Source organism: Plastoroseomonas hellenica, from assembly GCF_018129085.1.
In the GTDB taxonomy this organism is placed as follows: Bacteria; Pseudomonadota; Alphaproteobacteria; order Acetobacterales; family Acetobacteraceae; genus Plastoroseomonas; species Plastoroseomonas hellenica.
This window is the reverse complement of record NZ_JAAGBB010000012.1, coordinates 54,881-78,046: the sequence shown is the minus strand read 5'-3', so window position 1 is coordinate 78,046 and position 23,166 is coordinate 54,881. Positions and strand designations below refer to the sequence as shown.

Annotated in this window: 19 protein-coding genes; 8 read left to right on the top strand and 11 right to left on the bottom strand. The window is 68.8% G+C overall.

Going from position 1 to position 23,166, the window contains the following annotated elements; all coding sequences use genetic code 11:
* Positions 1 to 120: 120 nt before the first annotated feature.
* The 4 genes from GXW71_RS11780 to GXW71_RS11765 form a co-directional block, all read right to left on the bottom strand.
* On the bottom strand, positions 121 to 906 hold the full coding sequence (locus GXW71_RS11780; RefSeq protein ID WP_211852699.1) for an amino acid ABC transporter ATP-binding protein: 786 nt from the start codon (positions 904 to 906) through the stop codon (positions 121 to 123).
* A 128-nt stretch (positions 907 to 1,034) separates the two neighbouring features.
* Positions 1,035 to 2,177 carry an amino acid ABC transporter permease gene (locus tag GXW71_RS11775; protein ID WP_211852698.1) on the bottom strand — a complete coding sequence of 381 codons (1,143 nt, stop codon included), beginning with the start codon at positions 2,175 to 2,177 and terminating at the stop codon, positions 1,035 to 1,037.
* 3 nt (positions 2,178 to 2,180) lie between these two features.
* Complete coding sequence (locus GXW71_RS11770) at positions 2,181 to 3,383, bottom strand: amino acid ABC transporter permease (RefSeq protein ID WP_211852697.1); 1,203 nt, start codon at positions 3,381 to 3,383, stop codon at positions 2,181 to 2,183.
* Between the two features lie 86 nt (positions 3,384 to 3,469).
* Complete coding sequence (locus tag GXW71_RS11765; RefSeq protein ID WP_211852696.1) at positions 3,470 to 4,528, bottom strand: amino acid ABC transporter substrate-binding protein; 1,059 nt, start codon at positions 4,526 to 4,528, stop codon at positions 3,470 to 3,472.
* A gap of 318 nt (positions 4,529 to 4,846) precedes the next feature.
* On the opposite strand from GXW71_RS11765, the gene lhpI reads away from it, so the two are divergent.
* Positions 4,847 to 5,794: a bifunctional Delta(1)-pyrroline-2-carboxylate/Delta(1)-piperideine-2-carboxylate reductase gene (lhpI, locus tag GXW71_RS11760; protein ID WP_211852695.1), complete on the top strand. Its 948-nt coding sequence runs from the start codon at positions 4,847 to 4,849 to the stop codon at positions 5,792 to 5,794.
* A gap of 171 nt (positions 5,795 to 5,965) precedes the next feature.
* Here the strand turns inward: lhpI and GXW71_RS11755 are convergent, their stop codons facing one another.
* The 6 genes from GXW71_RS11755 to GXW71_RS11730 all read right to left on the bottom strand — a co-directional run bounded on the left by GXW71_RS11755 (position 5,966) and on the right by GXW71_RS11730 (position 14,817).
* The gene (locus GXW71_RS11755; protein ID WP_211852694.1) at positions 5,966 to 7,741 is read right to left on the bottom strand and encodes an acyl-CoA dehydrogenase C-terminal domain-containing protein; all 1,776 of its coding nucleotides are present in this window, start codon (positions 7,739 to 7,741) and stop codon (positions 5,966 to 5,968) included.
* A gap of 15 nt (positions 7,742 to 7,756) precedes the next feature.
* Positions 7,757 to 10,144 carry a 3-hydroxyacyl-CoA dehydrogenase NAD-binding domain-containing protein gene (locus tag GXW71_RS11750; protein ID WP_456315986.1) on the bottom strand — a complete coding sequence of 796 codons (2,388 nt, stop codon included), beginning with the start codon at positions 10,142 to 10,144 and terminating at the stop codon, positions 7,757 to 7,759.
* On the bottom strand, positions 10,141 to 11,280 hold the full coding sequence (locus tag GXW71_RS11745) for a thiolase family protein (protein WP_211852692.1): 1,140 nt from the start codon (positions 11,278 to 11,280) through the stop codon (positions 10,141 to 10,143). Before GXW71_RS11745 ends, GXW71_RS11750 begins: the two co-directional genes overlap by 4 nt.
* A gap of 52 nt (positions 11,281 to 11,332) precedes the next feature.
* Complete coding sequence (locus GXW71_RS11740) at positions 11,333 to 11,743, bottom strand: MerR family transcriptional regulator (protein WP_211852691.1); 411 nt, start codon at positions 11,741 to 11,743, stop codon at positions 11,333 to 11,335.
* Between the two features lie 65 nt (positions 11,744 to 11,808).
* Complete coding sequence (locus GXW71_RS11735) at positions 11,809 to 13,479, bottom strand: long-chain-fatty-acid--CoA ligase (RefSeq protein WP_211852690.1); 1,671 nt, start codon at positions 13,477 to 13,479, stop codon at positions 11,809 to 11,811.
* A gap of 9 nt (positions 13,480 to 13,488) precedes the next feature.
* Entirely contained in the window at positions 13,489 to 14,817 is a 1,329-nt protein-coding gene (locus tag GXW71_RS11730; RefSeq protein WP_211852689.1) for an OmpP1/FadL family transporter, read from the bottom strand.
* A gap of 122 nt (positions 14,818 to 14,939) precedes the next feature.
* On the opposite strand from GXW71_RS11730, the gene GXW71_RS11725 reads away from it, so the two are divergent.
* Positions 14,940 to 15,257, top strand: coding sequence for an SCP2 sterol-binding domain-containing protein (locus GXW71_RS11725; RefSeq protein ID WP_211852688.1), 318 nt, complete (start codon positions 14,940 to 14,942; stop codon positions 15,255 to 15,257).
* 32 nt (positions 15,258 to 15,289) lie between these two features.
* Entirely contained in the window at positions 15,290 to 16,174 is an 885-nt protein-coding gene (locus tag GXW71_RS11720; RefSeq protein ID WP_211852687.1) for a DMT family transporter, read from the top strand.
* A 123-nt stretch (positions 16,175 to 16,297) separates the two neighbouring features.
* Here GXW71_RS11720 and GXW71_RS11715 read toward each other — a convergent pair whose 3' ends face one another.
* Positions 16,298 to 16,726 (bottom strand): DoxX family protein, encoded by a 429-nt coding sequence (locus GXW71_RS11715; RefSeq protein WP_211852686.1) that lies wholly within the window; start codon positions 16,724 to 16,726, stop codon positions 16,298 to 16,300.
* Between the two features lie 116 nt (positions 16,727 to 16,842).
* Between GXW71_RS11715 and GXW71_RS11710 the strand changes: the two genes are divergently transcribed.
* The 5 genes from GXW71_RS11710 (at position 16,843) to GXW71_RS11690 (ending at position 23,166) form a co-directional block, all read left to right on the top strand.
* Positions 16,843 to 17,751, top strand: coding sequence for a LysR family transcriptional regulator (locus tag GXW71_RS11710; RefSeq protein ID WP_211852685.1), 909 nt, complete (start codon positions 16,843 to 16,845; stop codon positions 17,749 to 17,751).
* 131 nt (positions 17,752 to 17,882) lie between these two features.
* Complete coding sequence (gene ahcY, locus GXW71_RS11705; RefSeq protein WP_211852684.1) at positions 17,883 to 19,286, top strand: adenosylhomocysteinase; 1,404 nt, start codon at positions 17,883 to 17,885, stop codon at positions 19,284 to 19,286.
* Positions 19,287 to 19,427: 141 nt separating this feature from the next.
* Positions 19,428 to 20,510, top strand: coding sequence for a TRAP transporter substrate-binding protein (locus GXW71_RS11700; protein WP_211852683.1), 1,083 nt, complete (start codon positions 19,428 to 19,430; stop codon positions 20,508 to 20,510).
* 308 nt (positions 20,511 to 20,818) lie between these two features.
* Positions 20,819 to 21,622 carry an undecaprenyl-diphosphate phosphatase gene (locus GXW71_RS11695; RefSeq protein WP_211852682.1) on the top strand — a complete coding sequence of 268 codons (804 nt, stop codon included), beginning with the start codon at positions 20,819 to 20,821 and terminating at the stop codon, positions 21,620 to 21,622.
* Positions 21,619 to 23,166, top strand: coding sequence for a hypothetical protein (locus GXW71_RS11690; protein ID WP_211852681.1), 1,548 nt, complete (start codon positions 21,619 to 21,621; stop codon positions 23,164 to 23,166). Before GXW71_RS11695 ends, GXW71_RS11690 begins: the two co-directional genes overlap by 4 nt.

Below are 23,166 nucleotides of genomic sequence, written 5' to 3'. Positions count from 1 at the left end.
GAAGCCAATGCTCCGGGGCCGCGAATGCGGCCCCGCGCACGACCAGCCGCCGCCGCCAGAGCACACCCGACAGCGCGCAAGCCAAGCCGGCGAATGCCGGCGCTGGCGATTGAAGTATGATCAGTGTCCTCTCAGGATCTGGCTGAGGAACAGCTTCAGCCGGTCGGTCTGCGGGCTGTTGAACATCGTATCCGGCGGGCCGCTCTCCACGATCTCGCCGCGGTCCATGAACACAACGCGATCAGCGACCTGGCGGGCGAAGCCCATCTCATGCGTGACGCAGATCATGGTCATGCCGGTGTCGGCGAGCGCCACCATGGTGTCCAGCACCTCCTTGATCATCTCGGGATCGAGCGCGGAGGTCGGTTCGTCGAACAGCATGATCTTGGGCTTCATGCAGAGCGCGCGGGCGATCGCCACGCGCTGCTGCTGGCCGCCCGAGAGCTGGCCTGGATACTTCTTCGCCTGTTCCGGAATCTTCACCTTGGTGAGGTATTCCATCGCCAGCGCCTCGGCGTCCTTCTTCGGCATCCGCCGCACCCAGATCGGCGCCAGGGTGCAGTTCTCCAGCACCGTCAGGTGCGGGAAGAGGTTGAAGGACTGGAACACCATCCCGACCTCGCGGCGGATGGCGTCGAGGGAGCGGACATCGTCCGTCAGCTCTTTGCCGTCCACCAGGATGCGGCCGTCCTGATGGGTTTCCAGCCGGTTGATGCAGCGGATCATGGTGGACTTGCCGGAGCCCGAGGGCCCGCAGACCACCACGCGTTCCCCGAGGGCGACCTCCATGGAGATGTCACGCAGGACGTGCAGCGCGCCGAACCACTTGTTGACGCGGTCGAGCGTGATGGCGGGCGGTGCATCCGTGCGGGCGGCGGAGGCGACGGTTTCGATGGCAGCACTCATGGGTGTTGTTCCCCCGGGTCCGGTTAGAGCGCGATGACTTGAGGCCGATCCGGCCGAAAAGTCTGAATCACGCGATCAAACAAAGTGGCTAGGTCATGCGCCGTGAGCGGATGCGAACGGATCATGATCTAGCGACGGCGGTGGCGGTTCAGCTCCGCCTCCAGGCCCTGGCTGTATTTCGACATGGCGAAGCAGAAGCAGAAGTAGATCAGGCCGATGGTGATGTAGACCTCGACGCCGAACCCTTGCCAGGCAGGCTCCACGATTGCGGTCTTGCCCGCGGTCAGCAGGTCGAAGATTCCGATGATGAGCACCAGCGAGGTGTCCTTGAAGAAGCCGATGAAGGTGTTCACCAGCGGCGGGATCACCAGGCGCAACGCCTGCGGCAGGATGATGAAGCTGGTCTTGTGCCAGTAGGAGAGGCCGAGCGCATCGGCCGCCTCGTACTGGCCCTTGTCCAGCGCCTGCAACCCGCCGCGCACCACTTCGGCGAGGTAGGCGCCGGCGAAGAGGATGATCGCGATCTGCGCGCGCAGCAGCTTGTCGATGTTCATCCCTTCGGGAAGGAAGAGCGGGAACATCACGCTCGCCATGAACAGCAGCGAGATCAGCGGCACGCCGCGGATGAGCTCGACATAGAGCACGCAGATCGCCTTGATCGCCGGCATCTTCGAACGCCGCCCGAGCGCCACCAGGATGGCCAGCGGGAAAGCGAAGGCGAGGCCGAAGGTCGAGAGGATCAGCGTGATCGGCAGCCCGCCCCAACGCTCCTGCGGGACATAGGGCATGCCAAGGATGCCGCCCCACATCAGGATGCCGATGGCGGTGAGCGCCAGGATCCAGACCAGCGCCAGCTCCTTGCGCCAGAAGCGGCGCATGGCGGAGACGATGTAGAGGCCGACGAAGAGCACGCAGACCAGTGCCGGCCGCCAATGCTGCTCGTAGGGGTAGGTGCCGAAGAGGATGAAACGGTGCTTCTCGGTCACCACGGCCCAGCAGGCGCCGGTGCCGCGCAGGTCACGGCACGCCTGGGTCTGGTTGTTGGGAACCGACCAGATGGCGTTGATGAAAGCCCAGTCGACGAAGCCGATCACCCAGCGCGCGATAAGGTAGGCGAGTGCCAGGGTGACGGCGGTCGAGATCCAGCCGGAGAATAGGTTGGCGCGCATCCAGGCGATGGGACCGATCACGGAGATCGGGGGCGTGCGCGGCGCCGCTTCCGGCACGGCGGTTGCGACGGCGAGTTGGGTGGTGGTGGTGTCGGATGCCATGGCTCAGCGCTCCACCAAGGCGATTTTCGCGTTGTACCAATTCATGAACAGGCTGATCGACAGGCTGATCGACAGATAGACCGCCATGATGATCGCGATGCCCTCGATCGCCTGGCCGGTCTGGTTCAGGGTCGTGTTGGCGATCGATACGATGTCCTGATAGCCGATCGCGACCGCGAGCGAGCTGTTCTTGGTGAGGTTCAGATACTGGCTGGTCATCGGCGGCACGATCACGCGCAGCGCCTGCGGCAGCACGATCTGCTTCAGCACCGTGCCCGGCTTCAGCCCCAGTGCCTGCGCCGCTTCCCATTGGCCGTGGCCCACCGACAGGATGCCGGCGCGCACGATCTCCGCGATGAAGCCCGAGGTGTAGGTGACAAGCCCGACCAGCAGCGCGAAGTATTCCGGGCTGACGACGAAGCCGCCGCGGAAGTTGAAGCCGCGCAGCGCCGGCACGTCCGGCGTGAAGGGCGCACCCATCAAAGCCCAGACCGCGACGGGCAGGCCGAGGATCAGCAACACGGCGATCGGCCAGACACGGCGGGGCTGGCCGTCCTGCATCCGTCGGGCGCGCATCACATCGGAATACATCCAGGTCAGCACGACGCCGACGATCATCGCCAGCAGCGCCCCCGTATGCGCGGCCTGCCATTCGACCCAGGGCAGCAGCAGGCCGCGGTTCGAGAGAAAGACGCCGGCGACCGGGTTCATGGCATTGCGCGGATTGGGCAGGCCCTGCAGCACCGTGTACCAGAACAGCAGTTGCAGCAGCAGCGGCAGGTCGCGAATCACCTCGACATAGACGCCGGCGATCTTCGACACCAACCAGTTCTTCGACAGCCGGGCGATGCCGATCAGCGTGCCGAGGATGGTGGCGAGCACGATGCCGATGACCGCCACCTTGAGCGTGTTCAGCACGCCCACAATCAGCGCCCGGAGATAGGTATTGGTCGGGCTGTAGTCGATGATGTGCTCGGCGATCGGCAGCCCGGCTTCCCGGTTCAGGAAGCCGAAGCCGGTAGCGATGCGCCGCACCTCGAGATTGTGCTGGGTGTTGCGCACCAGCCACCAGACGACGGCGACGATGATCCCGACCACAAGCAACTGCCAGACGATGGCGCGCACGCGCTCATCGGACCAGGAGAAGCGGATGGGGCGTTTCGGCGGTGTGCGCCGGTATCGCGGATCGGCAGTTGCGTCGGACATTTCTTGTTAAGCCTCTGCTGTCACTTGGCCCGCCGGAGCGGACAAGGCGGGGCGCGGCGTCCTGGATGGGCGCCGCGCCATCCGGATCACCGGAAGGGCGGCGCGTACTGCAGTCCGCCCGGCGTCGTCCAGAGCGCGTTCGGCCCGCGCTGCAGCCCGATCGGCGTCAGGTTGCGGTTGAAGATCTCACCATAATTGCCGACGGCGCGGATGACGTTGAGCATGAAGGCGTTGTCCACGCTCAGCATGGCACCGAGTTCGCCGGTGCGGCCGAGCAGCCGCCGCGCGTCCGGGCGCTGGTCATTGGCGGCCGCCTGCGCGGCATTCCCGCTGGTGATGCCGAGCTCCTCGGCGGTGACCAGGCCGAAATGGATCCAACGCACCAGATCCGTGAAGCGCTGGTCACCATGGCGGACCGCCGGCCCGAGCGGTTCCTTGCTGATCACTTCCGGCAGGATCACGTGGTCATTCGGGCTCGCCTGTGCCGCGCGGGTGGCAGCGAGGCCGGAGACGTCCGTCGTATAGGCGTCGCAGCGGCCGGCAAGATAGGCGGAGATATTGTCCTCGATGCGCTCGATCACGACCGGGGTGAAGCGGATGTTGTTGGCGCGTGCCCAGTCGGCCAGGTTCTGCTCCGTCGTGGTCCCGGGCTGCACGCAGATGGTGGCGCCGTCCAGCTGCGGCGCATGTTCGACATTGGCGCTGCGCTTCACCATGAAGCCCTGGCCGTCATAGAAACTGGTGGCCGCGAAATCGAGGCCGAGCGAGGTGTCGCGCGACAGGGTCCAGGTCGTGTTGCGCGCCAGCATGTCGACTTCGCCCGATTGCAGGGCGGTGAAGCGGTTCTGCGCGGTGGTCGGGACGTAACGCACCCGGTTCGGGTCGTTGAACAGGGCGACGGCGACGGCGCGGCAGTAATCCACGTCGAAGCCCCGCCAGACGCCCTGGCTGTCGGGCTGGGCGAAGCCGGCAAGCCCGGTGTTCACGCCGCAGACCAGGCTGCCGCGCGCGCGAATGGCGTCGAGGGTGGCGGTCGCCTGCGGCTGCGCCGAGGCCGGCGCGGCGGCAAAGGTGCTGCCGATCACCAGGGCGGACAGCACGGCCGCCCGAATGACGCTACCCCGGGATTTCCGGAAACTCACCATAGACTTCTCCATCTTTTTTGTTTTCGTCTCGATATCGAAGACGTGCAAACCAGCCATTCCGGCAACGCGATGCTGCGCCAGGGTCGCGCTAGGATCAACGTGCATGATAGGGAAACTAGCCTCCCTTCCAGTCAGGACGCCTAACAAAGAGGCAATGTCGGCGCCAGCCCCGGGCAGGCGGGCGATTGGTCCAGCCCTGATCCCCGATCTGCCGCCGTTGACAAGATCAGCCAGCAAGCGCCGGGCCAGCGGCGCCCCGGGGTGGCTCGCCGCAGGGCGCGGAGTGGTAAGAGGCGGGCGCCACCTCCCGGAGATTGCATGGTGATACCAATGTTGGACGCGGCGGCGATCGCCGCTCGCCTGCCCTGGCCGGCGCTGGTCGAGGCCCTGGCGGCGATGTTCCGGGAAGGCTGTGCGGCGCCGCTCCGCCACCGCCACGCGGTGCCGCAGGCCGACGGCAGCGAGGCATCGCTGCTGCTCATGCCGGCCTGGCAGGCGGGGCGTTATACCGGGGTGAAGATCGTGCATGTGGCGCCCGCCAATGCCGCCCGCGGCCTGCCGGCGGTCCATGCCGCCTATCTGCTCTCCGATGGTGAGACCGGCGCGCCGCTGGCGCTGATGGATGGCGGCATGCTGACCGATCGCCGCACCGCCGCGGCCAGCCTGCTGGCCGCCCGGCATCTCGCCCGCCCGGATTCGGCGCGCCTGCTGCTGATGGGCAGCGGCAAGGTCGCCCATGCACTGGCCGAGGCCTATCGCGCCCTGATGCCGATCACCGACATCGCGATCTGGAGCCGTCGCGCCGAAAGCGCGGCGGCGCTGGCGCGCAAGCTGATGGAACACGGCCACCCGGCACGCGCCGTGGCGCGGCCGGACCCAGGGCGTGCCGACATCATCGCTTGTGCGAGTTTGGCGACGGAGGCGCTGGTCAAGGGGGCGGAGCTGTCGCCGGGCGTGCATCTCGACCTGGTCGGCGCCTATCGCCCGACGATGCGGGAGGCGGATGCCACGGCGATCGCGCGTGCGACCCTCGTCGTCGATACCCGCGCCGGCGCCTTCGCCGAAGCCGGTGATATCGTCCAGGCGATCGCCGAAGGCGCCATCACCGAAGCGCATGTCGCGGCCGACCTCGCCGAGCTCTGCCGCGGCGCGCATCCCGGCCGCACCCGCCCGGACGAGATCACCGCCTTCAAATCCGTCGGCTGGGCCGGCGAAGACCTCGCCGCCGCGATCCTCGCCCATCGGGGCACGCAGGAACAGGAATAAACCCGCTCCCAGCCCCGCGGCCGCAGGCCGCCACTGGCTTCTGCGGAGCGAGGCGAAGCCGATGCTCTGGGGCCGCGCATGCGGCCCCGCGCGCGACCGACCGCTGCCGCCAATGCGCCCTGACAGCGCGCAAGCCAAGCGCGCGGATGCGCGCGCCGGCGATTGAGGCCATTAAAACTCTATCTCACGCAAGGTCGCGCCGCCGGCCATCACCGCGGCCAGATGGGCCCCGCTGCGCGGCAGGATGCGCGCCATGAAGAAGCGCGCGGTCGCGAGTTTGGCGCGGTAGAAGCCGGTCGGATCCTCGCCTTCCTTGGCCAGCGCGATCTCCGCCATGCGCGTCCAGACGAAGGCAAGCGCTGTGAGGCCGAAGAGCTTCAGGTAATCGGTCGCGCCAGCGCCCGCCTCATAGGGGTCGGAGAGGCCACGCCGCGCGAGCTCCGCGGTCGCCTGCTGCAGGCGGCCGAAGGCCTTGGAGAGCGGCAGGACGAACTCGCCGAGCCGCTCATCCTCGCTCTTGGCCTCGACATAGGCGAGGACCGGATGGAAGAAGCGGCGCAGGTAGCGCCCTGCATGGGCGCCCATCTTGCGGCCGACGAGGTCGAGCGCCTGGATGCCGTTGGTGCCTTCGTAGAGCTGCGCGATGCGGGCGTCGCGGACATACTGCTCCATGCCGTGCTCGCGGATGTAGCCATGGCCGCCGAACACCTGCATGCCGGTCGCGGTTGCGTCCCAGCCCATGTCGGTGAAGTAGGCCTTGATGATCGGCGTCATCAGCGCGACGAAATCCTCGGCCGCGTCACGGGTGGCGGGATCGGCGTGGCGTGTCGCGACGTCCTGCTCCTGCGCGACCCACATCGCGAGCGCGCGGCAGCCCTCGATCTCGGCCCGCATGGAGAGCAGCATGCGCCGCACATCCGGGTGGTGGATAATCGGGTCGGCGGGCTGGTCCGGCGCTGCGGCGCCGTTCAGTGCACGGCCTTGCACCCGGTCCCGCGCATAGGCGAGGGCATTCTGGTAGCTGACCTCGGCGAGGCCGAGTCCCTGAACGCCGACCGAGAGCCGCGCCTCGTTCATCATGGTGAACATGGCGGAGAGGCCCTTGTGCGGCCGCCCGACCAGCCAGCCCTTGGCTTCCTCGAAGGATAGCGCGCAGGTGGCGGAGGCCTTGATGCCCATCTTGTGCTCGATCGCGGTGCAGAGCACGCCGTTGCGGGCACCGGGCTTGCCGTCCGGCGTCGGCAGGAATTTTGGCACCAGGAAAAGCGAGATGCCGCGCGTGCCGGGCGGCGCATCGGGCAGCTTGGCGAGGACCAGGTGGAGAATGTTCTCTGACAGGTCGTGCTCGCCGGCACTGATGAAAATCTTGCTGCCGGTGATGCGGTGGCTGCCGTCATCGGCGGGGATGGCACGGGTGCCGATCAGGCCGAGATCGGTGCCGCATTGCGGCTCGGTCAGGCACATGGTGCCCATCCATTCGCCGCTGACCAGCTTCGGCAGGTAGGTGTCGCGCAGCACTTGCGCGCCATGCTTCAGCAACGCGGCATAGGCGCCGTGCGACAGGCCGGGATACATGCCGAAGGAAAGGTTGGCGGAGCAGATCATCTCCTCGAACAGCAGGGCGATGGATTTCGGCAGGCCCTGGCCGCCGTAATCGGGATCGCAGGCGAGCGAGGGCCAGCCGCCGTCGCGGAACTGCGCCCAGGCTTCGCGGAAGCCTTGCGGCGTGCGGACCACGCCGTTCTCGATCGTGCAGCCTTCCTCGTCGCCGCTGCGGTTGATCGGGAACAGCACCTCCTCGCAGAGGGTTGCGGCCTCGTCGAGGATCGGGTCGACGAGGTCGGGGCCGAGCTCCTCGCAGCCGGGCAGCGACCGCAGCCGCGCGGGATCGGTGAACTCGTTCAGCAGGAAGCGCATGTCGCGCAGCGGGGCCTTGTAGCTCGGCATGGCGGCGACCTTCCCTCAGTTGCGCAGCGCTCGGCCGGTGTCGAGCATGTGCTCGACGCGGGCCAGCGTCGCCTCGGTGTGCAGCAGCGCCATGAAGGACTGGCGCTCCAGCGTGCGGACCTGGTCCTCGCTGGTCTCCTCCGTGTGGTCGCGCTCGCCGCCGGTCAGCGTGGTGGCGAGGTGCCCGCAGACCACCACGTCATGCGGTGTGGTGCGGCCGAGAGCCACGGCGCTGTCCACAGCCATCATCAGCGCGGCGCGGCCGGAAGCGCCGGGCAGGCGCAGCGCGGCAGGCTTCGGCGGCTCGTAGCCCTCGACCATGGAAAGCGCACGTGCTTTCGCTGCGGCGAGCAGCCGGTCGCGGTTCATGGTGATGCCGTCCGCCGGGCGCAGCAGCATCCAGTCACGCGCTTCGAAGGCGGATTTGGCGACATAGGCCGTCGAGATCATCTCGAAGGCCTTGGCGACCGGCGGCATCGGGCCCTTCGGCGTCTTCGGGTTCTCGGCCCAGCGCCGCAGCATGGCGGCACAGCCGCCCCAGCCGGGAATGACTCCGACGCCGGCTTCGACCAGGCCCATATAGGTCTCGGCATGCGCCTCGATGGCGTCGCAATGCAGCAGGATCTCGCAGCCGCCGCCGAGCGCCATGCCGGCGGGCGCGCCGACCACGGGGAAGGGGGCTTCCCGCAGCGCGCGGTAGGTCTTCTGGCCGGATTCGACCATGCTCTCGATCTCGCCCCAGGCGGCGATGTTGGCAGCAAACAGCGCGAGGCCGAGATTGGCGCCGACCGAGAAATTCTCACCCTCGTTGTGAATCACAAGGGCGCGGAATTCGCCCTTCTTCCCCATGGCGATCGCCTTGCCGATCAGGGCCAGCACCTCGGGGTCGAGGGCGTTCATCTTGGTGTGGAACTCGAGGCAGGCGACGCCGTCGCCGATGTCCCAAAGGCTTGCGGCACCGTTCTTCGTCAGCGGCTTGCTGCGGCGCTTGACGTCGGAGAGCAGCAGCACGCCCTCCGGCCGCGCGACCGGGCGGTAGCTGCCGTCGGTCGCCATGGCTTGCAGTGCGCCGCCCTCCTCGCGGTAGAAGCGGGTTTCGCCGACGCGTTCCAGCAGCGGCGGCACCGCGCGGCCCTCTGCGCGCAGCAGGCCAGCGAGGCGTGCGGGGCCGAGCCGGTCGATCAGCTCGAAGGGGCCCCATTTCCAGTTGTAGCCGAGGCGCATCGCGGCATCGACGGAGGCGATGTCGTCGGCCACCTCCGGCACCAGCGCCGCGGCATAGGAGAGGGTGTCGAGCAGCACGGCGCGCGCGTAGCGGCCGCCGCGATCGGGATGCGCGACCAGCGCGGCGAGGTCGCGCCTCCCGGCCTCCAGGCTTTCCAGCAGCGGCTTTTCGCTAACACGGTCCTGGCCCGTCTTCAGGTCGATGCCGTATTTGATGCTGCTGCCGTCGCTGGCCTTCACGCGGGTGTAGAAGCCGCCCTTGCCCCCCTTGCGGCCAATGCGGCCTTCCGCGATCAGGCGCGCGATCAGCGGCTGCTCGCGCAGCCCCTGCACATAGGCGTCCTCCGGCGGCAGGCTCGCTTTCATGCTGGCGGCGATATGCGGCATCAGGTCGATGCCGACGAGGTCGAGCAGGCCGAAGACGCCGGTCTTCGGCACGCCGATCGGCGCACCCATCACCGCATCCGCTTCCTCGATCGAGAGGCCGAAGTCAAAGGCGTGGTTGATCGCCGCTTGCATCCATTGCCCGCCGATGCGGTTGGCGATGAAGCCGGGCCGGTCCTTGCAGGGGATCACGGTCTTGCCGAGCGCCTGGTCGGCGATGGCGCTCACTGCGGCGACCGCATCGGCGCGGGTGCGTGGCCCGGCGACGACCTCCAGCAGGCGCATGTAGCGCGGCGGGTTGAAGAAATGGGTGATCAGGAAATCCGCCGCCCAGTCGGCGCCTTCGGTCAGCGCTACCAGCGGGATGGTCGAGGTGTTGGAGGAGAGGATCGAGCCCGGCTTCCGCACCGGCGCGAGCTTGGCGTAGAGGTCGCGCTTGGCGTCGAGCTTCTCGGTGATCGCCTCGACGATCCAGTCGCAGTCACCCAGCAGCGCAAGGTCGGTCGCGAGATCGCCGGTGGTGACGCGCCGGGCGTTGGAGCGGTGCATGAACGGCGCGGGATCGGCGCGCAGCATCTTCTCCACGGCCTTGGCAGCGCCGCCGGGGATGACGTCCAGCAGCACCACCGGCAACCCGGCATTGGCGACCTGCGCGGCGATGCCGGCGCCCATCACGCCGGCACCGACGACGCCAATTTTCTTGATGCCGCCCTCATCTGTCTGGCGCGGCCGATTCACGCCGCCGGTACTCGGGGCCTGCGGCCCCTCCGCCCTCTGGCGATCGGACGCGCTCACTGCATCGCCTCCAGCACCGTCGCGATGCCCTGGCCGCCGCCGATGCATTGCGTCGCCAGCGCATAGCGCCCGCCTTCCCGCTGCAGCAGCGCCGCCGCCTTGCCGGTGATGCGGGCACCGGTCGCGCCCAGCGGATGGCCGAGTGCGATGGCACCGCCATCGATGTTCACCTTCGCCGGGTCGAGCCCGAGCTCCCGCATGCAGGCGATGGCCTGGCTGGCGAAAGCCTCGTTCAGCTCCACGATGTCGAGGTCGCGGGCGCTGATCCCCGCCCGCGCCAGGGCCTTGCGGGATGCGCCGACCGGGCCCATGCCCATCACCTCCGGCGCGCAGCCGGCAACCGCGATCGCCTTCACGCGGGCGAGCGGCTTCAGCCCGTGCCGCTTCGCATACTCATCGCTGCATACCAGCAGCACCGCCGCGCCATCGGTCAGCGGCGATGCGGTGCCGGCGGTCACGGTGCCCTCGGCGCGGAAGGCGGGCTTCAGCCCGGCGAGACCCTCGGCGGTGGTGTCGGGACGCAGGCAGCCATCTTCCGCGACCTGCTCGCGGCCGACGGTGACCGGCACTATCTCCGCTTTCAGCCGGCCCTCGCTCTGGGCCGCGGCGGCCCTGCGCTGGCTCTCGACCGCGAAGGCCTCCTGCTCGGCGCGCGGGATCTGGTGGCGATGCGCGACATTCTCCGCGGTCTCGCCCATGCCGATATAGGCCTGGGGGAAATCGGCGGCGAGGCCGGGATGCGGCAGCACGTTGTAGCCGCCCATCGGCACCCGGCTCATGCTCTCGACGCCGGCGCAGAGAAAGGCGTCGCCCGCGCCCATGCGGATCGCGCCCGCAGCCTGATGCACGGATTGCATGGAGGAGCCGCAGAAGCGGTTCACCGTGACGCCCGCGACCCCCTGCGGCAGCCCGGCCAGGAAGCCGATCAGCCGCGCCACATTCAGCCCCTGTTCGCCTTCGGGAAAGGCGCAACCGAGGATCAGATCCTCGATCGTGTCCGGATCGATGCCGCTCTCGGCCACCAGCGCGCGCACCACCTGCGCTGCCATTTCATCCGGGCGCAGCTTTACCAGGGCGCCCTTGCCGGCGAAGTGGAAGGGGGAACGGCGATAAGCGGCGATGACGATATCGGTCATGGAAATGCCCTTCTCGGCTCTCCGTTGGCGCGGAGCGGCCAAGGACGTCGCGTCAGCCCTTGACCCGGTGTTGGTTGCCCGCGGCTTCGGCAATGGCGGCGAGTGCCGTCTCTGCCTCCGCCTCGATGGCGCGAAGCTCCGCCAATGTCTGCGCCAGGTCGCGGCGCTGCTGCTCCAGGCCCGTGATGCGCTCCTGGGTCTTGGTCAGCAGCAGGCGCATCTGCTCGCGCTTGGTGCGGTCGGCGTCGTAGAGGTCGAGATATTCGCGGATCTCGGCCAAGGTGAAGCCCAGGCGCTTGCCGCGCAGCACGATCATCAGCCGTGCCCGGTCGCGGCGGTTGAAGACACGCATGGTGCCGGCGCGCTGGGGCGCGATCAGCCCCTTCGCTTCGTAGAAGCGGATGGTCCGGGGCGTGATGCCCAGATCCTCCGCAAGCTGGTTGACGGTATAGAGTTCGCGCATCGGGCATCAGGTCCGGTGGACCCCCTAGATTGCGTGCTCCCGCACGGGCCGCAACCCCTTGGGTTTCAAGCATTTTCACGCAAACGCGTACGGATCTCCTCGCGCAGCTCCTTCTTGGAAAGCTTGCCGACCGCGGTGCGCGGCAGCGCTTCCCGGAACTCGATCAGCTTCGGCATCTGGATGGCGGAGAGGTGCAGCTTGAGGAAGGCGCGCAGCGCCGCCTCGTCCGGCACGGCACCCGGCTTCAGCTCCACGAAGGCGGCCGGGCTCTCGCCCTGGCGGGAATCGGGAATGCCGACCACGGTCGCCGCCGCCACGTCGGGGTGGGTGTAGAGCACCTCCTCGATCGCCCGCGGATAGACGTTGAAGCCGGAGACCAGGATCAGGTCCTTGATCCGGTCCACCAGCGCGACATAGCCGTCCGCGTCCATGATTCCGACATCGCCGGTGCGGAGCCATCCATCCGGCGTCATGGTGGCGGCGGTCTCGGCCGGCCGGTTCCGGTAGCCCGACATGACATTGGGACCGCGGACGCAAAGCTCCCCGCGCTCGCCCATCGGCATGGCGCGCGCCGGATCCTCCAGGCTGCGGATCTCGGCCTCCACCAAGGGCAGCGGCAGGCCGATGGTCCCTTCCCGGTTCTCGCCGCGCAGCGGATTGCAGAAACAGACGGGAGAGGCTTCGGTCAGTCCATAGCCTTCGACCAGGGCGGCGCCCGATTTCGCTTCGAATTCGTGCTTGAGGGCGATCGGCAGCGGCGCGCCGCCGGAAATGCAGGCGCGGACCTGGGCCAGGTCCTCTCGCGTGGCACCGTGGTCGAGCAGCGCCTTGAACAGGGTCGGCACGCCGGGAAGCATGGTCGGGTGCCGGCGCCGCAACGCGGCCAGCACGAGCTTCTTCTCGTAGCGCGGCTGCATGACGATCTCGGCGCCGATCGCGATGGCCAGATTCATCGCGACCGTCATCGCGAAGACATGGAAGAAGGGAATGACAGCGAGCATCCGCTCCTGCGTGCGTCTCGGCTCGGCGCACCAGGCCTGCAACTGGCGGAGATTGGCGCAGAGATTCGCGTGGCTGAGCATCACCCCCTTGGGCCGGCCGGTGGTGCCGCCGGTATATTGCAGCACCGCCAGCCCTTCCGGCGTCGTCATCGGCGGATCGGTGATCGGCGCCGCCTTCAGCAGCGCGGCGAACTCGGTGATCCGCGGATCATGGGGTATGGCGGCGATGGAGGCGCGCCGGACCAGGCGGAACATGACCGACTTGACCGCCGGCAGGCCTTCGGCGAAGCGGCAGACCACCACGCGCTTCAGCGGCCCGCCATTGTCCAGCACCTCCAGCACCCGCGGCAGCAAGGGCTTGAGATCGAGGGTGAGCATCACGGAGGTGCCGGAATCGGCGACCTGCGCCGCCATCTCCTCGGCGACCATCAGCGGGCTGAAGTTCACGACCACGGCGCCGGCCTTCAGCACCCCGAAATAGGCGGCGACGAAGAAATGCGTGTTGGGCAGGCAGAGCCCGACGCGGTCGCCGGGTGCCACGCCGAGTGCCCGCAGGCCGGCAGCCACCCGCGCCACCATGTCGCCGAGCTCGGCGTAGCGCCAGGACCGGCCCATGAATTCCAGGGCCGGTTTCTCGCCATGCGCGGCGACGGTCGCCTCCAGCACCTCGGTCAGCGTCTCGCGCGGCAGCGGCATGTCCCAGGCGATGTCGGGGGGATAGGCCCGGGGGATCATGGCGCTCCCTCAGAAGCTGAATCGGAGCTGGGCGGAGAGGATGTCGACGGAGGCGCTGTAGCTTCCGTTGAGGCTGCCGCGCAGGAAGTCCGGGCTGGTCGGGCCGCCGGCTGCCAGATCGACATCGGCGGCGCTGCCGAAGATATGAGTATAGGCGGCGGAGACGGTGATGGACGGCGTCACCGCCCAGCTCAACCCGGCCGAGAGCCAGTAGCGATTGGAGTCGGGGATGCGCGGCGTGCGGGTCGTGTCGCGGACCGGCGTCTGGTCCCAGGCGAAGCCGGCGCGCAGCGTCACCGTGTCTGTCGCCCGGTACTCGCCGCCGATCGAGAGGAAGACCGTGTCGCGCCAGCGCTCCTCCGTCACGTTGTTGGGCAGACCGTTCTCGAACTGCACCGTCAGGGTGCGGAAGCGCGACCAATTGGTCCATTCAGCGCCGGCGAGCAGGGTGAAGCGGTCGCCGATCGCCTGGGTGACGCCGAAGGCCAAGCTTTCCGGCGTGGTCAGCCGGGCACGGCCGCCGGTGTCGCGGAAGGTGGTGGCGAGCGGCGCCGGCACGCCTTCGAACTTCGCATCGCCCTCGAGCTCATGGAAGATCGCGGAGCGGAAGGAGAGGCCGAGCATGGTGCCCGGCAGCGGCCGCCATTGCGCGCCGATCTGCCAGCCGATGGCGGTGTCGTCACCGGTCAGGGTCGAGCGGCCGTCGCGCGAGCCGGGCAGCACGGCAGCGCCACGGCCGGCGAGGACGCCGCCGAAATCGACGGCGCTCGACAGCCGGGCATCGGCATATTGGATCTGTAGGCCCGCGCCGATCGAGAAGGTCTCGGTCGGGCGCCAGGACACCGCGGGCGTGATGTTGATGGTCCGGAGCGACGTCGTCTGCGCATGGTAGCGGCCGACGAAATCGGGGCCGTATTTGGTGATCAGCCCGAAGGGCGAGGTGATGCCGAGGCCGATATGCCACTGATCCCCGAGCGCCACCGTCGCATAGGTGGCCGGCACAAAGGCGTCGGATATGGCATCGCCGCCCGGGCCGCCGCTGATGACGCTGCCACCGAGGAGCGTCGCGCGCCGGCCGGTCATCCGGTCGGCCTCGGCCTGGGGGAAGATGCCGCTGCCGACGATCGCCAACTGATTGCCCGGCAGCCAGGCCATGGCCGCGGGGTTGAAGAAGATCATGCTGGGGTCGTCGCCCCGCGCCGTGACGCCGGCGAAGGATGCGCCTTGGCCCACCGCGCTCTGCTCGCGCAGGAAGTAGCCCGAGGCTTGGGCCGCGTCGTGGATCACGAAGCTGGCCAGGGCCGCCAGGCCGGCGCCTGCCCATCGATGGTGGATCATGGTCTTCTCTATCCCCCTCTAAGGTTCCGGATCTGCGCCCGGATGCCGGGAGCCTAAGGCCGGAGTGACGCTTACGTCAACAATATGCTCTATACGGCAATCACAAGCTGGAGACCGCCTGAATGACAGACCCAGAGACCATCCTGGAGGCCGTGCGCGCCGTGCTGCCGAAGCTCGGTGGCCTCGGCTACCGCGTGCGGTTCGACATCGCCGATGCGGACCTCTCCTTCCTGCTCGACGGCACCGGCGCGGTCGCGACGGTCGTCGAAGTGGATGGGGAGGAGCCGGCCGACACCGTGCTGCGCATGGACCAGGGCAACCTCACGAAGCTGATGGAAGGACGGCTGAGCCCGATGCTGGCCTTCGCCACCGGCAAGCTCAAGGTCGAAGGATCGAAGGGCGTTGCCTTGAAGCTCGCGGGCCTGCTCGACGAGGATTGACGCCCTCCGCGTCCGGGCGATGCTGACCGGGCATGAACAGCGCACTTGCCGGGATCGGTCTGCAACTGGCGGCGCTGGCCGTCTTCGTCGTGATGGATACGACGGTCAAGCTGATGACCGCGCATTTCGCCGTGCCACAGCTCATGTGGGCGCGCTTTGTCTTCAGCTTTGTCATTGTCGCGATCGCGCTGCGCGTGGTCACCGGCAGCCTGCCCTGGCGGTCGCGGGCGCCCTGGCTGCAGACGCTGCGCAGCCTGCTGCTCTGCGGCTGCAATCTGCTGTTCTCGACCGCCCTCGCGCATATCCCGCTCGCCGATGCGACGGCGGTCGGCTTCGCGTCGCCGGTGCTGACGGTGGCGCTGGCGGCGCTGCTGCTGCAGGAAAAGGTGGGCTGGCGCCGCTGGCTCGGCGTCGGCATCGGGATCTGCGGGGTGGTCGCGGTGCTGCGGCCGCCCTTCCTCTTGGGGGGTGAGGCGCCGCACTGGGCGACGGTGCTGCCGCTCGGCACCGCGCTGCTCTTCGCCTTCTATCAGATCCTGACCCGGCGGCTGGCGACGGTGGACGATCCGCGCACCACCATCCTGCACACCTCCTTCGCCGCTTCGCTGGTGATCTCGCTGGCGCAGCCCTTCGTCTGGGTCTGGCCGAGCGGCAGTGCCTGGGGCGCGCTGGTGCTGCTCGGCGTACTCGGCGGCGTCGGGCATGGGCTGCTGGTGCTGGCCTATGCGCGGGCGCCGGCCAGCCTGCTGGCGCCGATGTCCTACACCCAGCTCATCTGGGCGACCCTCGCCAGCCTCCTGATCTTCGCCGACGTGCCTGACGTCCCGACCCTGGTGGGGATGGGCGTCATCGCGGTGGGGGGCGTGCTGGTCGCGCTCCCGACGCGGCAGAAACCCGCGCCGGGGGTATCATCCTGAGCGCGGGACCTACGCCAACGGACCGGTCGCTTGACCGGTCCGAGGCCGCGAATGCGGCCCGCCGCGAGTGCGGCGAAAGCCAAGCCGCACGGATGTGCGGCGCCGGCGTTTGAGGCCGCTGTATCAGGCGGTGGCGGTGCGCCGGCCGCCCAGCAGGCGCGCCGGATCGAGCGCCAGGGCGCCGGCACCGAGGCCGGCCTGCACCAGCATCAGCACGATCCAGAGCACCGGGTACTCATAGCCGCCACGGGGATTGCTGAAGACCCAGCCATTGGGCAGGTGCTGCAGCGCGGCGCCGATCAGGATCGGCAGGAACAGCAAGGACACCGCGCGGGTCCAGATGCCGAGGATCAGCGCGATGCCGCCGAACAGCTCGGCGAAGGCGACGATGGCGCCGAAGACCGGCGGATAGCCGATGGAGCCGAAATACCCCATCGTCCCCGACAGCCCGAAGATGCCGAGCTTCATCAGCCCGCCATGCAGGACGAAGAGGGTGCCGAGGCTCACGCGCAGCAGCAGCGCGGCATAGGGAATGGTCTGGGTGGCAGGCATGGAAGGCTCCGATGGGTGAGGGCGGCGGGGCGCCGCGGGTTCCGTTGGCGGCAATCTGATCGCTGCGGCTGCCGGCTTCCAACGCCGGCACGGAACGGTCATCATCACGGACGGAAATGACCGACCCCGAGAAACTCGACCTGAACCTGCTGCGCGTCTTCGATGCGGTGGCGCGCGAGCGGCACGTCACCCGGGCGGCGCAGCGGCTGAACCTGTCGCAATCGGCGGTCTCCAACGCGCTGGCGCGGCTCAGGGTGACCCTGGGCGACGAGCTGTTCCTGCGCCGGCCGGGCGGCGTGGAGCCGACCGCGCTGGCGCTGTCGCTGACCGGCCCGGTGACCGAGATGCTGGACCGGCTGCGGGAGACGCTCGCCTCCCACGCGCCCTTCGATCCCGCGACCAGCGATCGGGTCTTCACGGTCGCCTTCTCGGAATACGCCGAATTCACCCTGGCGCCGCGGGTGCTGGCGCGCATGGCGCAGGACGCGCCGGGCTGCCTGCTGGCGGTGCGCCATGCCGATCGCACCAATGCGGCGGAGCTGCTGGAGCGCGGCGAGGCGCAGATGGCGGTCGCGGTGCTGCCAGAGCCGCCGGCGATCTACACCCGCGTCCTCCTGATGCAGGAGGAGTTCCTGACCCTGATGCGCCGCGACCATCCGCTGGCGGGGGGACCGCTCGACATGGCGCGGCTGGTGAGCGTGCCGCACCTGCTGCATTCGCCGAACGGCTCGCGCTCCGGCGCGCTGGACGGGCCGCTCCGGGACGCGGGGCATCCGCGGCGGCTCGGCGCCGTGGTCGCGCATCTCTGCGCGGTGCCGGAGATCCTGCAACGGACGGAGATGGTGATGACCCTCTCCGCCCGTCTGGCGCGGGGGCTTGCCGAGGCGCATGGGCTGGTGACGCGGGAAAGCCCGGTGCCGATCCAGCACACCCGCCTGTCGCTGATCTTCCACCGCCGGTTCGAAGCGGATGCCGGCCATGCCTGGATGCGCCGCCTGGTGATGGCGGTGTCGCGGGAGGCTTAGGGGCGAATCCTGCTCAGGCCGCCCGCGGGCAGCGCTTCTGTGATATAAAGACATCTTTATATCTCACTGAGGCCACTGGCCCGGCGTCTCGGGCTGTGCTAACCGCCCCGGGAAACCGAAGGATATCCGCCATGGCCACCGCCCCTGATTTCGTCGTGAAGGACCTCTCGCTCGCCGCCTGGGGCCGGAAGGAGATCGCGATGGCCGAGGACGAGATGCCCGGCCTGATGGCGACCCGCGCTGAATACGGCGCCGCCCAGGTGCTCAAGGGCGCCCGCATCGCCGGCTGCCTGCACATGACGATCCAGACCGCGGTGCTGATCGAGACGCTGAAGGCGCTCGGCGCCGATGTTCGCTGGTCCTCCTGCAACATCTTCTCGACCCAGGACCATGCCGCGGCCGCGATCGCCGCGACCGGAACGCCGGTCTTCGCGGTGAAGGGCGAGACGCTTCCCGAATACTGGGCCTATGTGCAGCGCACGCTGGAATGGGCCGATGGCGGGGAGCCGAACGTGCTGCTCGACGACGGCGGCGACATGACGCTGCTGGTCCATTACGGCCTCCGCGCCGAGCAGGGCGACGTGGCCTTCCTCGACAAGGCGACCAATGAGGAGGAGGAGGTCTTCTTCGCCCTCATCAAGAACCTGCTCAAGACCAAGCCGGGCTGGTTCGCGAAGCTCGCCGCCAGCATCAAGGGCGTGTCGGAGGAGACGACGACCGGCGTGCATCGCCTCTACACCATGGCGAAGGACGGCCGCCTGCTGTTCCCGGCGATCAACGTCAACGACAGCGTCACCAAGTCGAAGTTCGACAACCTCTATGGCTGCCGGGAATCGCTGGTCGATGCGATCCGCCGCGGCACCGACGTGATGATGGCCGGCAAGGTCGCGATGGTCTGCGGCTTCGGCGATGTCGGCAAGGGCAGCGCCGCCTCGCTCCGCAACGCCGGCTGCCGGGTGATGATCAGCGAGGTCGACCCGATCTGCGCGCTGCAGGCCTCGATGGAAGGCTATGAGGTCGTGACGATGGAGCAGGCGGCGCCGCGCGCCGACATCTTCGTCACCGCGACCGGCAATGTCGACGTGATCACCGTCGACCACATGCGGGCGATGAAGCATCGCGCCATTGTCTGCAACATCGGCCACTTCGACAGCGAGATCCAGGTCGCGGGCCTGCGCAACCTCAAATGGGACAATGTGAAGCCGCAGGTGGACGAGATCGAGTTCCCCGACGGCAAGCGCATCATCCTGCTGAGTGAAGGGCGCCTCGTGAACCTCGGCAACGCCACGGGACACCCGAGCTTCGTGATGTCGGCGAGCTTCACCAACCAGACGCTGGCGCAGATCGAGCTGTGGACCAATCCCGGCAAGTACGAGAAGAAGGTCTACACCCTGCCGAAGCACCTGGATGAGAAGGTGGCAGCGCTGCATCTGGCCAAGGTCGGCGCGACGCTGACCAAGCTCTCGGCGCAGCAGGCCGGCTATATCGGCGTCCCGGAGCAGGGGCCCTTCAAGGCCGATCAGTACCGCTACTGAGGCGCTGAAGCGGAGCATGGGCGCCGGGGCATGCCGCCATGCCCCGGTTGGCAGGGGCAGGGGCGGCGCCCTCGGTCACCCCTTGGCGTGAGCCCCGGCCTTGCCCTACACCGCAAGTGTTTCCTTGGGAGGAAAAGCTCGATGAACCGCCGTGCCCTGATGGGCGCCGCGGCCGCAGCCCCGGCCGCTCTCGCTATGCCCGCCCTCGCGCAGACCCTGCCGGAGGTGCGCTGGCGGCTTTCCTCCTCCTTCCCGCGCAACCTCGACGTGCTGTTCGGCACCGCCGAGCGCATCGCGTCCCGCGTCGCGGCGCTGACCGACAACCGCTTCCGCATCCAGGCCTTCCCGGCGGGCGAGATCGTCCCCGGCCTCGCGGTGGTGGACGCGTTGCAGGCCGGCACGCTCGAATGCGGCCACACCGCCTCTTACTACTATGTCGGCAAGGACCCCTCCTTCGCCTTCTTCACGGCGCTCCCCTTCGGGCTGAACGCGCGCATGAACACCGCCTGGATGACCCAGGGCGGCGGCAACGACCTCGCGGCGGAGCTGTTCAACAGCTACAACATCCACGGCATCCCGGCCGGCGACACCGGTGCCCAGATGGGCGGCTGGTTCCGGAATGAGGTCCGCAGCCTCGCCGACCTCAACGGCCTCAAATTCCGCATCGCTGGCTTCGCGGGCCAGGTCTTCCAGCGCCTGGGCGCCGTGCCGACCCAGATCGCGGCGGGCGACATCTACCCCGCACTCGAGCGCGGCACGCTGGACGCGGTGGAGTTCGTCGGACCCCATGACGACGAGAAGCTCGGCTTCGTGCGCGTGGCCCGCAACTACTACGCCCCCGGTTTCTGGGAGCCGGGCGCGCGGCTGCACTTCATGGCCAACAAGCGCGCCTGGGATGCGCTGCCGGACGCTTACAAGGCCGCGATCGAGACCGCCTGCGGCGAGGCCAATGCCGAGATGCTGGCGCGCTACGACCACCTGAACCCGCAGGCGCTGCGCCGCCTGGTCGCAGCCGGCGCCCAGCTCCGCTTCTGGCCGCGCGAGATCCTGCAGGCGGCCTGGCGCGAGTCGCATGCCCTCTATGAGGAGACCGCGGGCCGGAACGAGCGCTTCAAGCGCATCTGGACCTCCTACAAGGCCTATCGCGACGAGGAGTACCAGTGGTTCCGCGTCGCCGAGAACTCGTTCGACAATTTCGCCTTCCCAGCGGCGGCGGCGCGTTAGCGCCGCCGCTGGAGTTTTTTTGGCCCTCAGGCGGCGGGCGGCGGGCATCCGCCCGCCTTGCCTTTCGCGCTGTCGGGTCGCACTCGGGCGCGACGGATAGTCGCACGCGCGGGCCGCATTCGCGGCCTCGGCCTGCATCGGCTTCGCCTCGCAGCCCGGCCTTTCCGGCGGCTGCCTGCGGCCGCGGGTTTGGGAGGCGAAGGGCTGGCGGCGGCCTAACAGTCACGTAATGGCAGGCGCCGCCTGGGCCGCTGGTCGGGCGCTGCGGCTCGGTCTATGAGGCTTCACCGACTCGAAGGCGGGTGAGAATGGATTTCGCGGCGCTGGCCTCTGCCCTGCTCATGGGCATCGTCGAGGGAGTGACCGAATTCCTCCCGATCTCCTCCACCGGCCATCTGATCCTGCTCGGCGACCTGATCGGCTTTCAGGGGCCGCCGGGCAAGGTGTTCGAGATCGCGATCCAGCTCGGCGCCATTTTCGCGGTCATCTGGGTCTACCGGGACCTGCTGATCCGGCTGCTACGCGGCCTCCGGGAACCAGGGCTCGAGCGCTTCTATCTCATCAATCTGCTGATCGCCTTTCTGCCGGCCATGGTGCTGGGCGCCACCCTGCACGGCCCGATCACCCGGCTGCTGTTCAATCCCTGGGTCGTCTGCTGCGCCCTGATACTGGGTGGCATCGCCATCATCCTGATCGAGCGCATGCGCCCGGTCGCCAGCATCCGTTCGGTGCCGGAGATCGGGCCGCTGGCGGCGCTGCTGGTGGGCTTCGCCCAGGCGCTGGCGATGATCCCGGGCACCTCGCGCTCCGGCGCCACCATCATCGGCGCGCTGGTGATCGGGGTGGAACGCCGCACCGCGGCCGAGTTCAGTTTCATCCTTGCCATTCCCACCATGCTGGCGGCAACCGCCTACAGCCTGTTCAAGGCGCGACATGAGCTCGACATCTCGAGCTTCGGCGAGATCGGGGTGGGCTTCGTCGCCGCTTTCGTCGTGGCCCTGCTGACCGTACGGGCGGTGCTGGCGGTGATCGGGCGCATCGGCTTCAGCCCCTTCGGCTGGTACCGCATCGCGCTCGGCACGGTGATGCTGGTGGTGCTGGCTCTGCGGTGACCGAAGCGCGGGAACAGCGCCTGCTGAAGGTCGCGCTGCTCCTCGCTTGCCTGTTGCCCTTGCTGCCGGTGGCGCTGGTGCCGGTACCGCCGTTGCTCGACTACCCGAACCACCTGGCGCGGCTCTGGCTGATCGCCGGCGGCGCGGCGGGCACGCCGCTCGCGCAGGTCTATGCGATCGACTGGTCCCAGGCCTGGACCAATATCGGCATCGACCTGATGGCCAGGTGGCTCGGCCCGTGGATCGGCGCCGATGCCGTTGGGCGGATCGCGATCGGCCTGGCGCTGGTGCTGCCGATTACAGGCCTGGTGCTGCTCGGTCGGGTGCTGGCCGGGCGCTGGCACGCGCTGCTGTTGGCGGCGCCGCTGCTCGCCTGGAGCGCGCCGCTGGTACTCGGCTTCCTGAACCAGCAGATCGCGGTCGGGCTGGCGCTGCTGGCGGCGGCCGCCGATGCCGCCTGGCCCCCGCGCCCCTGGGCGAAGCTCGTGGCGAGAGTGCTGGCCGGGCTCGCCATCGCGGTGGTGCACCCCTTCGGGGCGCTGTTCCTGGCCGCGCTCCTCGGTGCGATCGCCATCGGGCCGGTGCTGCCGCGAGGGCACGCCTGGATCGGGGCGCTCAGCCGCGCCGTGCTGGCGGGGGCGCCCGTCGCGGGGGCGGTGCTGACCTTGCTTCTGCTGGCGCCGCATCTGCCGGGTGGAGACCCGCGCGGCTTCGCCTTGCCCGGGCTCTACGTGCTCGGCATGAAGCTCGTCGGTCTCTTCGCGGGCTTCATCACCTACGACGCCAACGCCGAGATCGTCATGGCGGCTGCGCTCCTCTGGGCCGTGGCCATGGGGCTCAAGCTCGGCCTGCTGCGCGGCCATGCCGGGCTTCTGCTGACCATGGCGGGCTTGCTGGCCCTGCTTCTGGCGCTGCCCACGAATCTCGGTGATGCCGGGCAGATGGAGCTCCGCTTCGGCGCCCTCGCCGTCTTGGCCGGCTGTGCGGGCCTGCTTCCGGGGCGGCCGGCATCGCGCAGCGCGCTGACCGTGGTCGCGGTGCTGCTACTGCTCGGTGGCGCCAGAACCCTCTGGATGCTCGACCGCTGGCAGACCGGGGCGCGGGATGTGGCGGCGGTGGAGCGAGCCCTTGCGACGCTTCCGTCCGGGGCGGCGCTACTCAGCCTTCAGCCATCCCCCGAGGAACGGCCGCCGGGCCTGCGGGTCCTGATCGCCTGGACGCCGGCACTGCACTACCCGCTGCTCGCGGTGCCGCTGCGGCAGGCCTTCGTGCCGACGCTGTTCAGCGCCGAAGGCAAGCAGCCGTTGCGTGTGCTGTCGCCGTGGCACGCCCTCTCGGTTCCGGACGGCGTGCTGCCGGAACCCCACCACCTGCAGATCGCCGCGACACCCTTGCTGCGCCGCGCCTTTCCCTACCTGTCGGCATGGCGGCGGGATTTCGACCATCTGCTGCTGGTCGATGCTGAAGGGCAGCCCGCGCCCGCGGAGGGGCTCGAGCTGCTGTCGGATGAGGGTTTCGCGCGGCTCTACCGGATTCCGCGCTGA